Below are 15,120 nucleotides of genomic sequence, written 5' to 3'. Positions count from 1 at the left end.
GACCGTTTAGTAACTCTTGAAAAAATGCTGCTTACTCCGCAGCGCTCACCACAATGTGGCGGCGGGGGCCTTCGCCCTCGGATTCGGATTCCAGACCCAGTTCGGCAATGGCGTCGTGCACAATCTTGCGCTCGTATGCTCCCATGGGATCCAGCGCCACCGACTCCTGACCATCCTTGATCTGATCTGCCGCATCCTGGGCAATCTTGGCCAACTCAATGTTCCGGCGGCCGCGGTATCCGGAGATATCCAGGACCAGCCGGGACCTGTTTTCCGTGGCAGAAAGGACACTCAGACGGGTCAGTTCCTGAAGTGCGTCAAGGACTTCGCCGTCCTGTCCTACAAGACTGGCTAGAGAATCGCCCTCTTCATCAGCAACGATGGAGATGTAGGTGCGGCCGTTGCGAACCTCAATGTCAATATCGCCATCGATATCGGCGATGTCAAGAAGCTCTTCGAGGTAGTCGGCGGCGATGTCGCCTTCCTCTTCCAGTCGGCTGGAACCGGACTCCGCCGGAGCGGTTGCTTCCTCAGGGACAAGCTGCGTTTCTTCAGGCATTATTTCTTCTTCCTGTTTTTGCGTTGTGGCTGGTTCCGCTGGCCCTTGAGCTCAAGAGTCTCCTCGATGACTTCCTCTTCAACCTTCTTCTTCGAGACACCCAGCAGAGGCAGGCCCTTGGCCTCGCGACGCTTCTGGTATTCCTTGTACGCGGGTGACCCGGGGGTGGGCATGCGGCGGATAACGAAGAACTGCTGACCCATGGTCCACAGGTTGGTGGTGGTCCAGTAGATGAGAACACCGATGGGGAAGTTGATGCCACCAATACCGAAGACGAGAGGCAGTACATAGAGCATCATCTTCTGCTGCTTCATGAACGGGCCCTGCATGGCTTCTTCAGACATGTTCTTGGACATGATCTGCTTCTGCGTAATGAACTGCGAGGCGATCATGGCCAGAATCATGACGATCGACAGGATGGCGATCGCCGGCGTCAGATTGCCACCCTGGAAGGAAGGAAGCAGCGCATCAGAAAGTCGGGCACCAAAGATGGTCGCGGTATCGAACTGCATGACCTGGTCGTGGGTCATGGCGCCGATGCTCTTACTTTCGGCATTGGCCTTGGCCACACCGGAAAGCACCTGGAACAGGGAGAAGAAGAAGGGCATCTGAATCAACATAGGCAGGCATGCGGAGAACGGGTTGGTGCCGTGTTCCTTGTACAGCGCCATCTGTTCCTGACCCATGGCCTGACGGGACAGCTGGTCAGTCTTGCCCTTGTACTTGGCCTGCAGCTTCTTCATGTCCGGCTGCAGTGCCTGCATCCCGCGCTGGGCCTTGATCTGCTTCACAAAGACAGGAATCAATGCGGCACGGATCACCAGCACCAAGCCGATGATGGCTAGGGTCCAGGTAACGCCGGAAGCGCCATCCATCCCCAGGAAGGTCAAGCCATCATGGAAGGTAACCATGATCCAAGAGACGACCCATTTGAAGGGGAACAGAATTGTATCGAAGAAGCCCATAGTTCTTTATCTATCTCCTCAAGCCGCGTTGCGACTTTGCGTTTCCTGTTGCTTGGCCAGAAATACATCCGGGTGGTTCAGCTGGACAATCATGGGCACCTTGGTTGGGTCGTCCCAATTGACAACCGCCGGCGAAGGAACCGGGTCCAAGCCGCCCGCGTTCCAAGGGTGACACCGCACAATCCGCCTCAGCGAAAACCACGTACCCTTGACGGCGCCGTGAACAGTCACAGCCTCCAAGGCATAGGCCGAACATGACGGAAAAAACCGGCACACCTGCCCATAAATGGGTGAGATGGCGCGCCGGTATAATTTCAAAACTATTATAAGAATATTTCGGGGAACATGCCACACGAAGCGCACGACGGCGGCAAGCCACCTGGGCACGCTGCTTCGAGTTTGTGAACGGGTCACAAAGCATCTTCTCCTTTTGACTCATGGTGCCTTGTCAACTGTGGGTGTTGAAATTAATGGCGAAGAGCCCGCCGCCTTCTCCCGTAAACGGGTCGAGGCAGTGGAAAATGCTTTTCGATAGTCCATGACTAGGTCACTGAAGGAAGCCTGCGCGGACACGGGCAAAGCCCGCACTACTACATTGACTCCCTGTGGATACGCCTTAATTGTCTCAACAACAATTTCCCTCAGTCTCCTTTTAACGAGATTGCGGGTCACAGCGTTCCCCACAGTCTTCGCCACGATGAACCCGATTTGGCTGGGCTCAGCATCAGAAGTGGACACCATATATAACACTACGTTCCGGCGTCCATTTCGGACACCGGAACGTACAGTATTTGAGAAGTTGGCGGAAGTCCGCATTCTATTCTTGGTGGCTAGCACCTGCGATCAACCGCTACTTCACTAAGGCTCGACGAATCGCCAAGCAGTTATTGTTTAGGCCGACAGCTCTACGCGACCCTTGCCACGGCGGGCGGCCAGAATGGCGCGGCCGGCGCGGGTGCGCATACGAAGGCGGAAGCCGTGCTTCTTGGCACGACGGCGGTTGTTCGGCTGAAAAGTCCGCTTGCTCACGGTAGTTACTCCAAGACAATCAAAGATGCGCCTTGCCCGTAGCTAACAGGTAAGAAAGGGGTCGACGCTAAGTAAATGGATGCCTGCTCGATTCACTCCTCCGTTACAGAGAAGCGCACGCCGAAGCGCAAAACAGACACATGGGACTTCACAACGTTAGGTCACGGGAAGGCCGCCAGTCAAACCGGGGCATTGGATCCGCCACCTCGGATGCGTCGATTCGACCCCAGATTGGCTCTATTGACCCTCAAAACGGCCCATCCAGGGGTTCATCCACAGCTGTGCATAACTAGGTGGACAACTTCTGTGGATGAGACGCTGAGGACTACGCCGCTGTGATATTTATCCACAAGCACTTTTCTTAGCTATCTTCTAGCGTATCCATCCTCTAGGCTAGGCCCGTGGCAAGTTATCCACTGATGTGGATAACTCTGTGGATTACTTCGTTTTGGAGCATCTGCGCAGGTCAAAATTTTACTTTGACGTGTGTAACAGAGGTCACGCGCAATGTGTGTGTGAATTAAGAGATTTCTGGCCCCACGGCCGGCAGTAAGGATGGAAAGGTCCATGAGCACTGAGGACATCAACGACGTAGGCAGTTCCTGGCGGCGAGTCATTCGGATTCTTGAACAGGACGAACGGGTTTCACCCCGGCAACGTGGTTTTGTGGTTCTCACCCAGCCTCAGGGACTGATTGGCAACACCTTGCTGGTTGCAGTACCCAACGAACTCACCCGCGAGGTACTTCAAAACCAGCTGCACACTGCGTTGAGCAATGCCCTGTCCCAGGTTTTTTCCGAGGAAATCAGTTGTGCCTTTAGCGTCAATGCTGATCTGGTGCCGCCGGCCAAGGAAGAAGAGCCCGTCCCAACTCAGGTTGTGGTCCGTACTGAGAACACTGCTCGTAGCGAACCGGTGGAACATAATTCCAGGCCTTCTCCGATGCTGCCCAGCACATCGCAGGAGTTTGGTCGGCTCAACCCCAAGTACGTCTTTGACTCCTTTGTGATTGGTGCCTCCAACCGTTTTGCACATGCAGCAGCTGTTGCCGTGGCTGAAGCGCCGGCAAAGGCCTACAATCCGCTGTTTATTTACGGGGATTCGGGCCTTGGTAAGACACACCTGTTGCATGCCATCGGCCACTATGCGCGGCGTCTGTACACCGGAATTCGGGTGCGTTACGTAAATTCCGAGGAATTTACCAATGACTTCATTAACTCCATTCGTGATGACGAAGGTGCCAGCTTCAAGCAGCTGTACCGCAACGTGGACATCCTCTTGATTGATGACATTCAGTTTTTGGCCAACAAGGACGCCACCCAAGAAGAGTTCTTCCATACGTTCAATGCCTTGCACAACCACAACAAGCAGGTAGTCATCACCTCTGACTTGCCGCCCAAGCGTCTGCAAGGTTTTGAGGAACGTATGCGCTCACGCTTTGAGTGGGGCTTGCTCACTGACGTCCAGCCACCAGAACTTGAGACTCGCATCGCTATTTTGCGCAAGAAGGCCATTGGCGAAGGGCTCTCAGCTCCTGACGATGCACTGGAATACATTGCCTCAAAGATCTCAACCAATATCCGGGAACTTGAAGGCGCACTCATTCGTGTCACGGCATTTGCCAGCCTGAACCGCCAGCCGGTAGATGTTGGCTTGGCCGAACTGGTCCTGAAGGATCTGATCACTGACGACGGCGCTCAGGAAATCACCTCGACAGCGATCCTTGGCCAGACAGCCGCCTACTTCAATATTTCGCTGGAAGAACTGTGCAGCAAGTCCCGGACCAGGACCCTTGTTACCGCCCGCCAGATTGCCATGTATCTCTGCCGTGAGCTGACGGACATGTCTTTGCCGAAAATTGGGCAGGAATTCGGCGGCAGGGACCACACCACAGTGATCCATGCTGACAGGAAGATCCGCGAGTTGATGGCTGAGCGGCGCGCCATTTACAACCAAGTCACTGAGCTGACAAACAAGATCAAACAGCAGCAACGCGAGGGATGACCCGCGGAGCGGGGCAAAAAAATCTGAGAAATTAACAGGTGTGGATAAGCCTGTGGATTACCGGGGTACAACTATCCCCAACCTGCGGATAACTCCACCCCTACCTGTGGATCATTAAAAGTCACAAAAAAGTTCTCCACCGCTCCCCACAGCTCAAAGCGGGGCAGCCTCACAGACTGTGCACAGCCAACATCAGCTAGACCACGTGCCGAGAGGCAGTTATCCACAGTATCCACAGGACTTATTAACACTACGAACTACAAGAATCTTTCGTTTCAAACAACATTTACCTTTTGCCCTAAACCGGCCCGCACAGGGCAAGGACCAATGCCCAGATGAGCTGGCCAAGGGGCTAAGCTGTCTGCAAGCATGTAATTCAAAACAACGGTGCCGCTTCGTTCTTGGACGGTTCCGAAAGCACTATCCAAATTTTGTAAACCTTGAAAGGCGGCACCCTTCCGTGAAGTTCCGAGTCGAACGGGATGTTCTGACTGAAGCAGTCAGCTGGGCCGCACGATCCTTGTCCCCCAGGCCTCCTGTCCCCGTCCTCTCGGGACTGTTGCTGAAAGCCGAAGCAGGGACCCTGAGCCTGGCCAGTTTTGACTACGAAATCTCAGCGCGTCTGCAAATCCCTGCGGACATTTCTGAAGAGGGAACCATTCTGGTTTCCGGACGGTTGCTGGCTGATATCTGCCGTAGCCTTCCTGCCGCGCCTGTTGATGTTGAGACCGACGGCAATAAAGTCACTTTGACCTGCCGAAGCAGCCGTTTTCACCTCGCCACTATGCCCGTCAGCGATTATCCGGAACTTCCAGCACTGCCAGAAGTCAGTGGAACAGTTGACGGTGAAGCTTTTGCTCAGGCCGTTTCACAGGTGATCATTGCCTCGAGCAAGGATGACACCCTGCCGGTCCTCACCGGTGTGAAGATGGAAATCGAGGGTGATCTGATCACTCTCCTGGCGACCGACAGGTACCGGCTCGCTCTGCGCGAAGTTCGCTGGAATCCTTCCACTCCGAACATTTCCGCAGCAGCTTTGATCAAGGCCAAGACCCTCAGCGAAGTCGCCAAAACGCTGGGCAGCTCTGGAAATATCAACATTGCTCTCTCAGACAACAGCGAACTCATTGGTTTTGAAAGTGGCGGACGCCGAACCACCTCATTGTTGGTTGATGGCGACTACCCCAAGATCCGCTCGCTTTTCCCTGACAGCACCCCAATCTACGCAACTGTGGAAACACACGCGTTGGCAGAGGCCGTCCGTCGAGTTTCGCTTGTCGCAGAGCGGAACACCCCGGTTCGTTTGATTTTTACCGACGGACAGCTCACCTTGGATGCCGGTACCGGCGAGGATGCTCAGGCTTCAGAGAACTTGGAAGCGGCCCTGGTCGGCGATGAAATCACGGTTGCCTTCAACCCGCACTACTTGAGCGAAGGCCTCAGTGCTTTCGACAGCAAGTACGTTCGTTTCTCATTCACTTCAGCACCCAAGCCGGCCATGATCAATGCCCAGGACGAGATCGACGGCGAACGTCGCGACGAGTACCGCTACCTGGTCATGCCCGTAAGGTTGCCTTCCCAGTAATCTCACCTGCTGCCAATCCCCCACCAAAACACGGAAGAGAGAAACCAAACGTGCATATTGGACTTGTTGGACTAGGAAAGATGGGCTTCAACATGAGGGCCCGCCTGCGTGCAGCAGACATTGAAGTAACTGGTTATGACCGCAATCCCGAGGTCACGGATGTGCCCTCCTTGGCAGATCTCGTTGCCGGCGTTCCGGCACCACGGCTGATTTGGGTGATGGTCCCTTCAGGTGCCATCACTGAAGCGGTCATCACAGATCTCTCGGAGTTGCTGGAACCCGGAGATCTGCTCGTTGACGGTGGAAACTCGCGTTTTACCGAGGATCAGAAGCACGGCGAAATGCTTGCCAACAAGGGTATTTCATTCATGGATGTTGGTGTTTCCGGAGGTGTCTGGGGACTAGAAAACGGCTACGGACTTATGGCCGGCGGCTCCGCCGAAGATGTTCAGCGGGCACTGCCAGTACTGGACGTACTTCGTCCCGAAGGTGACCGCGCGGATAGCTTCGTTCATGTGGGTGGAATTGGTGCAGGTCACTACGCCAAGATGGTCCACAATGGCATTGAATATGGTCTGATGCAGGCTTACGCAGAAGGCTACGAACTTCTGGCCAAGAAGGACATCATTGCGGACCTGCCGGGAACGTTCCGTGCTTGGCAAAAAGGCACCGTAGTGAGGTCCTGGCTGTTGGATTTGATGGTCAAGGCGCTGGACGAAGATCCGGGGCTGGAAACCATTGACGATTATGTGGAAGATTCCGGTGAAGGCCGTTGGACTGTGGAGGAAGCCATCGCCAATGCGGTGCCTGCTCCAGCCATCACGGCTGCACTTTTTGCCAGGTTCTCCTCCCGTGAGGACAGCTCCCCAGCCATGAAAATGGTGTCCGCACTGCGCCACCAGTTTGGCGGTCACGCAACAAAACCAGCCAGTCCCAGCACTGAGTAACTCAGCTTTCCATGTATCTTGAACATCTGTCACTGACCGATTTCCGCAGTTACGCACAAGTTGATCTGACGTTGGCGCCTGGTGTCACGGTTCTTGTTGGCTCCAACGGTCTTGGTAAAACCAATCTGGTGGAAGCGATCGGCTATTTGGCTACACTCTCATCTCACCGGGTGAGTCAGGACGGCCCTCTGTTGCGTTTTGGTGCCGAGGCGGCACTCATCCGGGCACAGTTGGTGCGGGGTGAGCAAAAAGTTATGGTCGAGGTTGAAATCAACGCGACTCGAGCAAACCGGGCGCGCATCAACCGGGCTAATCCGGTGCGAGCCCGTGACATTTTGGGCCTCTGCCGGACGGTACTTTTTGCTCCTGAGGATTTGGCGCTAGTGAAGGGTGATCCTGGCAATCGTCGCCGTTTCTTGGACGAGCTGTTAGTGGTCCTACTGCCCAAGCATGTGGGCACCCGCAGCGACTATGACAAGGTACTGAAGCAGCGCAATGCCCTGCTGAAATCCGCACGATCCCAGCATTTTTCCCGGTCAGGGGTTTCCGAATCACACCTGGCAACGCTGGATGTGTGGGATCAACATATGGCGGTGGCTGCCGCTAAGCTGCTTCTGGCACGGCTGGAGCTACTCAACAGGCTGCGCCCGCATTTGGCGGAGGCTTATGCCCAGCTCACCGATGGATCCAAGGTTTTGCGCGCACTCTACCGCAGCAGTCTTGATCAGCAAGTCCTAGCATCTGAGCCGGAACCTGCCTACCGAGATATGCACGACGCCGTTTCCTCCGACGCTTTCGGGGAGCCTTCCGTCGGTGCTCTCCCGGAGGTGCCCGATGGGGAAGATCTCTCTTTGTGTTCACTTGAGGAATTGGCACAAAGGTACCGGGCAGAATTGGTTGCCTCCAGAACTCGTGAACTGGAACGTGGCATGTCGCTGGTGGGTCCCCATCGCGATGAGTTGGATCTGTTGTTGGGTAATGCGCCCGCGCGTGGCTATGCCTCGCATGGGGAATCCTGGTCAATTGCTTTGGCGCTGCGCTTGGCGTCATTCCATGTGTTGGACGAAGATAAACATGTGGCAGGAAATCAGCCCATTCTGATTCTTGATGATGTTTTCGCTGAATTGGATGCCCAACGGCGCCGAAAGTTGGCGCTTATGGTGGCAGCTGCCGAGCAGGTTTTGGTGACGGCTGCGGTGGGCGAAGACATTCCCGAGGAATTGTCCGGGTCCACAGTCAAGGTCATTCCCGGCGGCGTGATTTTGTGATGACTGAGCCGTCTGCGGGATTTTCTGCAAACGATCCGACAGGGAAAAAAGGCAGCCGAGAAGCAGCCGCTCAGGACCATGCCACTGAAGTCGATGCCGCTCAGGCTGCGCTGAACCGTATGCGGACTATAGCGAAGAGTCGTGGGGAACTGCGGATTTCAAGGAACCGTCTCGGTGAGAAATCCACACCAAAAAGTAAACGCAAACCTTTCATGGACGCCAAATACGGTGGTGGCAGGGATCCCCAGGGTTTGGGGAATGTGGTCAGCCGACTTGTCTCCGATCGAGGGTGGAGTTCTCCACTGGCTGTTGGCTCAGTGATGGCCCAGTGGGATGCTCTAGTGGGTCCAGAAATTGCGGGCCACTGCCGGCCGGAAAGTTTTGAGGCCACAACCTTGCACGTTAGATGCGACTCCACGAGCTGGGCAACACAGCTGCGGCTTCTCTCCTCATCACTGTTGGCAAAATTTGATCAGGATCTGGGACAGGGCGTTGTCACCAAAATTATGGTTTTGGGGCCCTCAGCCCCTAGTTGGCGCAAGGGTTTTCGGCATGTCAAGGGCCGTGGTCCCAGAGATACCTACGGGTAGCGAACGCGAGCGTGGGAAAACTGATCAAGGCGCTGTAGGGCGTTTCAAACCCTTACGGGCGTACATCCCCTTAAAGAACGCCAAACAATTGCGTTCTAAGCCGGTTTTCTCGGCTTTCAGGGCAGGTTGAGACGTCATATGTGTCCGTCACAAGGTAGAATCGCACTATAACCGTCTCTCCGCGGCGCTGTGATAAGGTTTCAGGTTTTCGTTGGGAGCGGTATTTATCTGCCTTCAACGAGATCAAAGCACGGGCGACGCCAGTCTGCCCGTCCCCGATGTTGGCAATCGAGCTGAACAATTAAAGGGGTCGAACGCGCCTGTGACGACGAACAATTCGGATAGTGCCGTGAATCCAGAGCCGGATAGCACACAGCCAAGCGCGGAAGTGAATACCGCAACACCGTCCGTGCCGGCCGATACTAGCCACTACGACGCGAGTGACATCACTGTTTTGGAGGGCTTGGAAGCCGTCCGGAAACGTCCTGGTATGTACATTGGCTCCACAGGCCTGCGTGGTTTGCATCACCTGGTCTACGAGGTTGTTGACAACTCTGTTGATGAGGCCCTCGCCGGCTATTGTGACCACATCGATATCACTCTGACTTCCGATGGTGGAGTGCGAGTGATCGACAATGGTCGCGGCATTCCCGTGGATATTCACCCCACAGAAGGTAAGCCCACTGTTGAAGTGGTCATGACTATTTTGCATGCTGGCGGAAAATTTGGCGGTGGCGGCTACGCGGTCTCCGGCGGTCTGCACGGCGTTGGTATTTCTGTTGTTAACGCGCTCTCGCGTCTGGTAAATACCGAGATTCGCCGTCAGGGTCATGTCTGGCGCATGAGTTTTGCGGATGGCGGCAAGCCTCAGGGCACTCTGGTCAAGGGCGAAACCACCACCGAAACGGGTACCACCCAGACGTTCTACCCGGACCCCACCATCTTTGAATCGGTGGAGTTCGAATTCGAGACTCTCCGGGCCCGCTTCCAGCAGATGGCCTTTTTGAACAAGGGCCTGAAAATCTCGCTCACGGATGAGCGCACCGTGCTGGAATCACCGGATGAAGACCCGGATTTGGATGCCATTCCGGAGGGTAAAGACGTTGTAACGGGTAAGCGCATTGTTGTTTATCAATACAAGGATGGACTGCTTGATTACGTCAAGCACCTGAACACCTCAAAGAAGTACGAGCCGGTCCACGAAGACGTGATTGCCTTTGAAACAGAGGATTCTTCACGCAGCATGGCCGTAGAAATTGCCATGCAGTGGACCACTTCCTTCTCGGAAAGCGTCCACACATATGCCAACACCATCAACACGCATGAGGGTGGAACGCATGAGGAGGGCTTCCGTGCGGCCATGACCTCATTGATCAACCGCTACGCGCGTGAGAAGAACATCATCCGTGAAAAGGATGACAACCTCACAGGGGACGACATCCGTGAAGGCCTCACGGCCGTCATCTCCGTCAAACTCTCTGAACCACAGTTTGAAGGCCAGACCAAGACCAAATTGGGTAACTCCGAGGTGAAGGGATTTGTTCAGCGCGTTGTGACGGATGGTTTGGGCGATTGGCTTGAACGTAACCCCGGTCCCGCCAAAGATGTTATTCGCAAGTCCATCCAGGCTTCGATGGCTCGTTTGGCAGCTCGCAAGGCTCGGGAAAGCACCCGACGCAAGGGCCTTCTGGAATCCGGTGGCATGCCGGGCAAGCTTAAGGATTGCCAGTCCAAGGATCCGGCATTGTCCGAGATTTACATCGTGGAGGGTGACTCTGCAGGCGGCTCGGCTGTCCGCGGAAGGAACCCAACAACCCAGGCAATTCTGCCGCTGCGAGGAAAAATCCTTAACGTGGAACGTGCCCGTCTTGACCGGGCATTGGGAAATGCCGAAGTTCAGGCCATGATCACGGCTTTCGGCGCAGGCATTGGTGAAGACTTTGACGTCAATAAGGCCCGCTACCACAAGATCGTTTTGATGGCAGATGCCGACGTTGACGGCCAGCACATCACCACGTTGCTGCTCACCTTGCTATTCCGCTACATGCGTCCGTTGATTGAAAGCGGATATGTGTACTTGGCCCAGCCTCCGCTGTACCGCATCAAGTGGTCCAATGCGCCGCATGATTATGTGTTCAGCGATAAGGAGCGCGACGCGGCTTTGGCTGCCGGAGCTGCTGCCGGGCGCCGTATCCCCAAGGACAACGGAATCCAGCGCTACAAGGGTCTCGGCGAGATGGACTACACCGAGCTGTGGGACACCACCATGGATCCCGAACACCGCACCTTGCTTCAGGTCACGATGGATGACGCGGCAGAAGTTGACCAGGTTTTCTCGACGCTTATGGGCGAAGACGTTGAATCACGACGTAACTTTATTCAGCAAAACGCCAAGGATGTCAGGTTCCTCGACATCTAGCAAGAGGTAGATATGCCTCACTAGCCATAGAGAAACTTAGACATATATTGGGAATGGAATATAAAAGATTATGAGCGACGAAACACCTCAGAATCCCTCAGAACCGACCGTGGAGCCCACGGATGTAGAGGTTCTTGACGGAAATCTAATGCATGACAAAGTTGAGCAAATCGATCTCCAGACGGAGATGAAGCGCTCTTACCTCGACTACGCCATGGCCGTGATTGTTGGCCGTGCACTGCCGGATGTTCGTGACGGACTTAAGCCTGTGCACCGCCGCGTGTTGTACGCCATGTTCGACGGCGGATACCGCCCGGAACGTTCCTTCAACAAGTGTGCCCGCGTTGTTGGCGAGGTCATGGGTCAGTACCACCCCCATGGTGACAGCTCGATCTACGACGCCTTGGTTCGCCTGATCCAAGACTGGACCATGCGTTACCCCTTGGCTCTGGGACAGGGAAACTTCGGGTCCCCCGGTAACGATGGTGCCGCTGCACCTCGTTACACGGAAACCAAGATGGCCCCACTTGCCATGGAAATGGTTCGTGACATCGACGAGGAAACTGTCGATTTCCAGGATAACTATGACGGCAAGAATCAAGAGCCCGTCATTTTGCCTTCAAGGTTCCCGAACCTTTTGGTCAACGGTTCCTCTGGTATAGCCGTGGGTATGGCAACCAATATTCCGCCCCACAACCTGCGCGAAGTTGCTGAAGGAGTGCAGTGGTACCTTGCTAACCCGACGGTGAGTCGCGAGGAACTCCTTGAGGCACTAATTGAGCGCATCAAGGGACCCGATTTCCCCACTGGTGCTCAGATTCTGGGACGCAAGGGCATCGAGGATGCGTACCGTACGGGACGCGGATCTATCACCATGCGTGCCGTTGTCAATGTTGAGGAGATTCAGGGCCGCACCTGCTTGGTTGTGACTGAGCTGCCGTTCCAAGCGAACCCTGACAACCTGGCTATCAAGATTGCCGATCTGGTCAAGGATGGCAAGATTTCCGGCATCGCGGATATGCGTGATGAGACCTCGGGCCGTACCGGCCAACGTTTGGTGATTGTCCTCAAGCGTGATGCGGTTGCCAAGGTTGTATTGAACAACCTCTACAAGCACACCCAACTGCAGGAAAACTTCAGCGCCAATATGTTGGCAATTGTTGATGGTGTGCCGCGAACATTGCCGCTTGACGCATTTATCCGTCATTGGGTGACACACCAGATGGATGTCATTGTGCGCCGTACGCGCTTCCGTCTGCGCAAGGCAGAAGAAGAAGCTCATATTCTGCGTGGTCTCCTGAAAGCTCTGGATGCCCTCGATGAGGTCATCGCTCTCATCCGACGTTCCTCGACAACAGAGGAAGCCCGTGATGGTTTGGTTGAGTTGCTGGATATCGACGAGATCCAGGCGAAGGCCATTTTGGATATGCAGTTGCGTCGTCTTGCTGCCTTGGAACACCAGAAGATCACCGACAGGCACACTGTGCTTGAAACCATGATCACCGAGTTCAACCGGATCCTGGCGGATCCTGAAATTCAGCGCGGCATTGTCAGCGATGAACTGGCAGATATCACGGCCCGCTACGGGGATGACCGCCGCACAGAAATCATGATGGGTTATGACCCCAACATGAGCATGGAAGATCTTATTCCTGAAGAGGAAATGGTTGTCACCATTACCCGCGGCGGGTATGTCAAGCGCACGCGCAGCGACAACTACCGTTCACAGCACCGTGGAGGCAAGGGCGTCAAGGGTGCAGCGCTTCGTGGCGACGACGTCGTGGAGCACTTCTTTGTGACCACCACGCACCACTGGCTGTTGTTCTTCACCAACCTGGGCCGCGTCTACCGGGCAAAGGCGTACGAGCTTGCCGAGGCCGGCCGCGATGCCAAGGGGCAGCACGTAGCCAATCTGCTCGCATTCCAACCTGACGAGAAAATCGCTCAGGTTATGGAATTGAAGGACTACCAGCAGTCTCCGTACCTGGTATTGGCCACTAAGAACGGACTGGTCAAGAAGACATCGCTGGAGGACTACGACACCAACCGCTCTGCAGGTGTCATTGCCATCAACCTGCGTGACGGCGACGAACTGGTCTCCGCTCAGTTGGTTTCCGATTCTGATGACTTGCTGTTGGTTTCTCGCAAGGGCCAGTCCATCAGGTTCACCGCCACCAATGAGGCACTGCGCCCCATGGGAAGGGCAACATCAGGTGTGACAGGCATGAAGTTCCGTGACTTTGATGAACTGCTGGCGGCCAATGTTGTTACCGATGACTCATTTGTGTTCATTGTCACAGAAGGTGGCTATGCCAAGCGTACGGCCGTCGAGGAGTACCGTTTGCAGGGACGAGGCGGCTTGGGCATCAAGGTTGCCAAGCTCGTGGAGGATCGCGGAGATCTGGTAGGGGCCTTGATCGTCCAAGAGGATGATGAGGTTCTGGTGGTGATGAGCGGCGGAAAGATAGTGCGCTCCAACGTCTCGGAAGTTCCCGCCAAGGGGCGCGACACGATGGGTGTTATCTTCGCTAAGCCAGACAAGAACGACAAGATCATTGAGGTTGCTCGCAACAGCGAACGCGGCCTTGAAGAGGATGACGAATCAACGGATTCTGAGGCCCCAGAAAGTCCTGAGACCCCAATTCTCGGCGATTTAGAGGGAGACCGGCAGATTGATGAAGTACCGTTAACGTCTCAAGACGGAACAACTGGAGGCACTGATTGAGCACCAATAACCCGATTCCGCGGCCAGGGTCCGCACCAAAAGTAGGTGCACCTGCACGCCCTGCGCGTCCAGCCCAGCGCCCTACGAGCGGTCCGGCGACTGCCGGAGCAGCTGCTGCGAAGCGCCCCGCTCCTAAGACGCCGCCGGCACTGGTAAAGCCCGCGCCGAAGGCCAAGGCCCGCCGCGCCCGCCTGCTGGTGAGCAAGGTCGATCCGTGGTCAGTGCTGAAGATGGCGTTCTTGCTGTCGGTGGCACTAGGCATTGTCACGGTGATTGCAGCAATCGTGCTGTGGTCGGTGCTGGACACCATGGGCCTGTTTGAGACGGTTAACTCCTTCGTCAATGAGATTCAGGGCAAGGAGGGTGGAGTTCCCTTCGACCTCCTGGCTATTGTCTCGCTCGGTCAGGTTGCATCGTTCTCCACCATCGTTGCCGTGGTCAATGTTGTGCTGTTGACCACACTTTCGGTACTTTCGGCAGTGCTTTACAACATCTCAGCCACCCTGGTGGGTGGCATCGGTGTAACTCTGACCGATGACTAAGTAACAAAAACCGCGAATTCTCGCGAAAAAGCGTTTCCAGTGCTCTAAATCGGCGGGTTCGGCGAACCCGCGAACCCGCCGATTTGGGACTTTGGGAATGTGTGGGGTAAAGTTTTATCTCGGCCCGATGAGGGCTAAGAAGGGCGCATAGCTCAGGCGGTTAGAGCGCTTCGCTGATAACGAAGAGGTCCCTGGTTCAAGTCCAGGTGCGCCCACGGAACCTACCGGTTCTTGTGGAAGGATGGTGTGTAGTGAAGAAGTTATTGATCTCGATCGGAACTTTGGCTGCAGCAGTATTCCTGACCAAGAAATGGCGGGAAACCAAAGTTGTGAAGACAACGTGGAGTAAGGCAACAGATTCAGTGAATTGAATCTTTTGACTGTGTTTCATATATACTGAATCAGCCTCATGGGGGCATGGCGCAATTGGTAGCGCACCTGCTTTGCAAGCAGGGGGTTCGGGGTTCGAGTCCCCGTGCCTCCACCA

13 protein-coding genes and 2 tRNA genes are annotated in these 15,120 nt (G+C 55.2%); 10 read left to right on the top strand and 5 right to left on the bottom strand.

Going from position 1 to position 15,120, the window contains the following annotated elements:
• Positions 1-31 precede the first annotated feature (31 nt).
• From AS189_RS02550 to rpmH, 5 genes are all read right to left on the bottom strand, one after another.
• Positions 32-559, bottom strand: a complete 528-nt coding sequence (locus tag AS189_RS02550) for a protein jag (RefSeq protein ID WP_062286124.1) — start codon at positions 557-559, stop codon at positions 32-34.
• The gene (gene yidC, locus AS189_RS02545) at positions 559-1,524 is read right to left on the bottom strand and encodes a membrane protein insertase YidC (RefSeq protein WP_062286122.1); all 966 of its coding nucleotides are present in this window, start codon (positions 1,522-1,524) and stop codon (positions 559-561) included. Before yidC ends, AS189_RS02550 begins: the two co-directional genes overlap by 1 nt.
• An 18-nt stretch (positions 1,525-1,542) precedes the next feature.
• Entirely contained in the window at positions 1,543-1,878 is a 336-nt protein-coding gene (gene yidD / locus AS189_RS02540; protein ID WP_337589224.1) for a membrane protein insertion efficiency factor YidD, read from the bottom strand.
• Positions 1,879-1,959: 81 nt separating this feature from the next.
• On the bottom strand, positions 1,960-2,361 hold the full coding sequence (gene rnpA / locus AS189_RS19220) for a ribonuclease P protein component (protein WP_082633995.1): 402 nt from the start codon (positions 2,359-2,361) through the stop codon (positions 1,960-1,962).
• Between the two features lie 54 nt (positions 2,362-2,415).
• Positions 2,416-2,553, bottom strand: a complete 138-nt coding sequence (rpmH, locus tag AS189_RS02535; protein ID WP_011776797.1) for a 50S ribosomal protein L34 — start codon at positions 2,551-2,553, stop codon at positions 2,416-2,418.
• A gap of 567 nt (positions 2,554-3,120) precedes the next feature.
• On the opposite strand from rpmH, the gene dnaA reads away from it, so the two are divergent.
• From dnaA to AS189_RS02490, 10 genes are all read left to right on the top strand, one after another.
• Positions 3,121-4,557 (top strand): chromosomal replication initiator protein DnaA, encoded by a 1,437-nt coding sequence (gene dnaA, locus AS189_RS02530; RefSeq protein WP_062286120.1) that lies wholly within the window; start codon positions 3,121-3,123, stop codon positions 4,555-4,557.
• A 460-nt stretch (positions 4,558-5,017) separates the two neighbouring features.
• Positions 5,018-6,142, top strand: a complete 1,125-nt coding sequence (dnaN, locus tag AS189_RS02525) for a DNA polymerase III subunit beta (protein WP_062286119.1) — start codon at positions 5,018-5,020, stop codon at positions 6,140-6,142.
• A 50-nt stretch (positions 6,143-6,192) separates the two neighbouring features.
• Entirely contained in the window at positions 6,193-7,089 is an 897-nt protein-coding gene (gnd, locus tag AS189_RS02520) for a phosphogluconate dehydrogenase (NAD(+)-dependent, decarboxylating) (RefSeq protein WP_062286117.1), read from the top strand.
• Positions 7,090-7,100: 11 nt separating this feature from the next.
• Positions 7,101-8,357: a DNA replication/repair protein RecF gene (gene recF, locus AS189_RS02515; RefSeq protein WP_062286114.1), complete on the top strand. Its 1,257-nt coding sequence runs from the start codon at positions 7,101-7,103 to the stop codon at positions 8,355-8,357.
• A gap of 119 nt (positions 8,358-8,476) precedes the next feature.
• Positions 8,477-8,947 (top strand): DUF721 domain-containing protein, encoded by a 471-nt coding sequence (locus AS189_RS19215; RefSeq protein WP_373418232.1) that lies wholly within the window; start codon positions 8,477-8,479, stop codon positions 8,945-8,947.
• A gap of 388 nt (positions 8,948-9,335) precedes the next feature.
• A complete protein-coding gene (gene gyrB / locus AS189_RS02510; protein ID WP_193393505.1) occupies positions 9,336-11,366 on the top strand; it encodes a DNA topoisomerase (ATP-hydrolyzing) subunit B in 2,031 nt (676 codons plus the stop codon).
• A gap of 70 nt (positions 11,367-11,436) precedes the next feature.
• On the top strand, positions 11,437-14,091 hold the full coding sequence (gyrA, locus tag AS189_RS02505) for a DNA gyrase subunit A (RefSeq protein WP_062286110.1): 2,655 nt from the start codon (positions 11,437-11,439) through the stop codon (positions 14,089-14,091).
• Complete coding sequence (locus AS189_RS02500) at positions 14,088-14,633, top strand: DUF3566 domain-containing protein (RefSeq protein ID WP_062286108.1); 546 nt, start codon at positions 14,088-14,090, stop codon at positions 14,631-14,633. The genes gyrA and AS189_RS02500 overlap by 4 nt, the downstream gene beginning before the upstream one ends.
• Positions 14,634-14,774: 141 nt before the next feature.
• Positions 14,775-14,848 (top strand) — tRNA-Ile (locus AS189_RS02495).
• A gap of 196 nt (positions 14,849-15,044) precedes the next feature.
• A tRNA-Ala gene (locus AS189_RS02490) sits at positions 15,045-15,120 on the top strand.

Source organism: Arthrobacter alpinus, from assembly GCF_001445575.1.
Lineage (GTDB): Bacteria > Actinomycetota > Actinomycetes > Actinomycetales > Micrococcaceae > Specibacter > Specibacter alpinus_C.
Note: the sequence above shows the minus strand (reverse complement) of the source record. Positions and strands in the feature narration are given on the sequence as shown.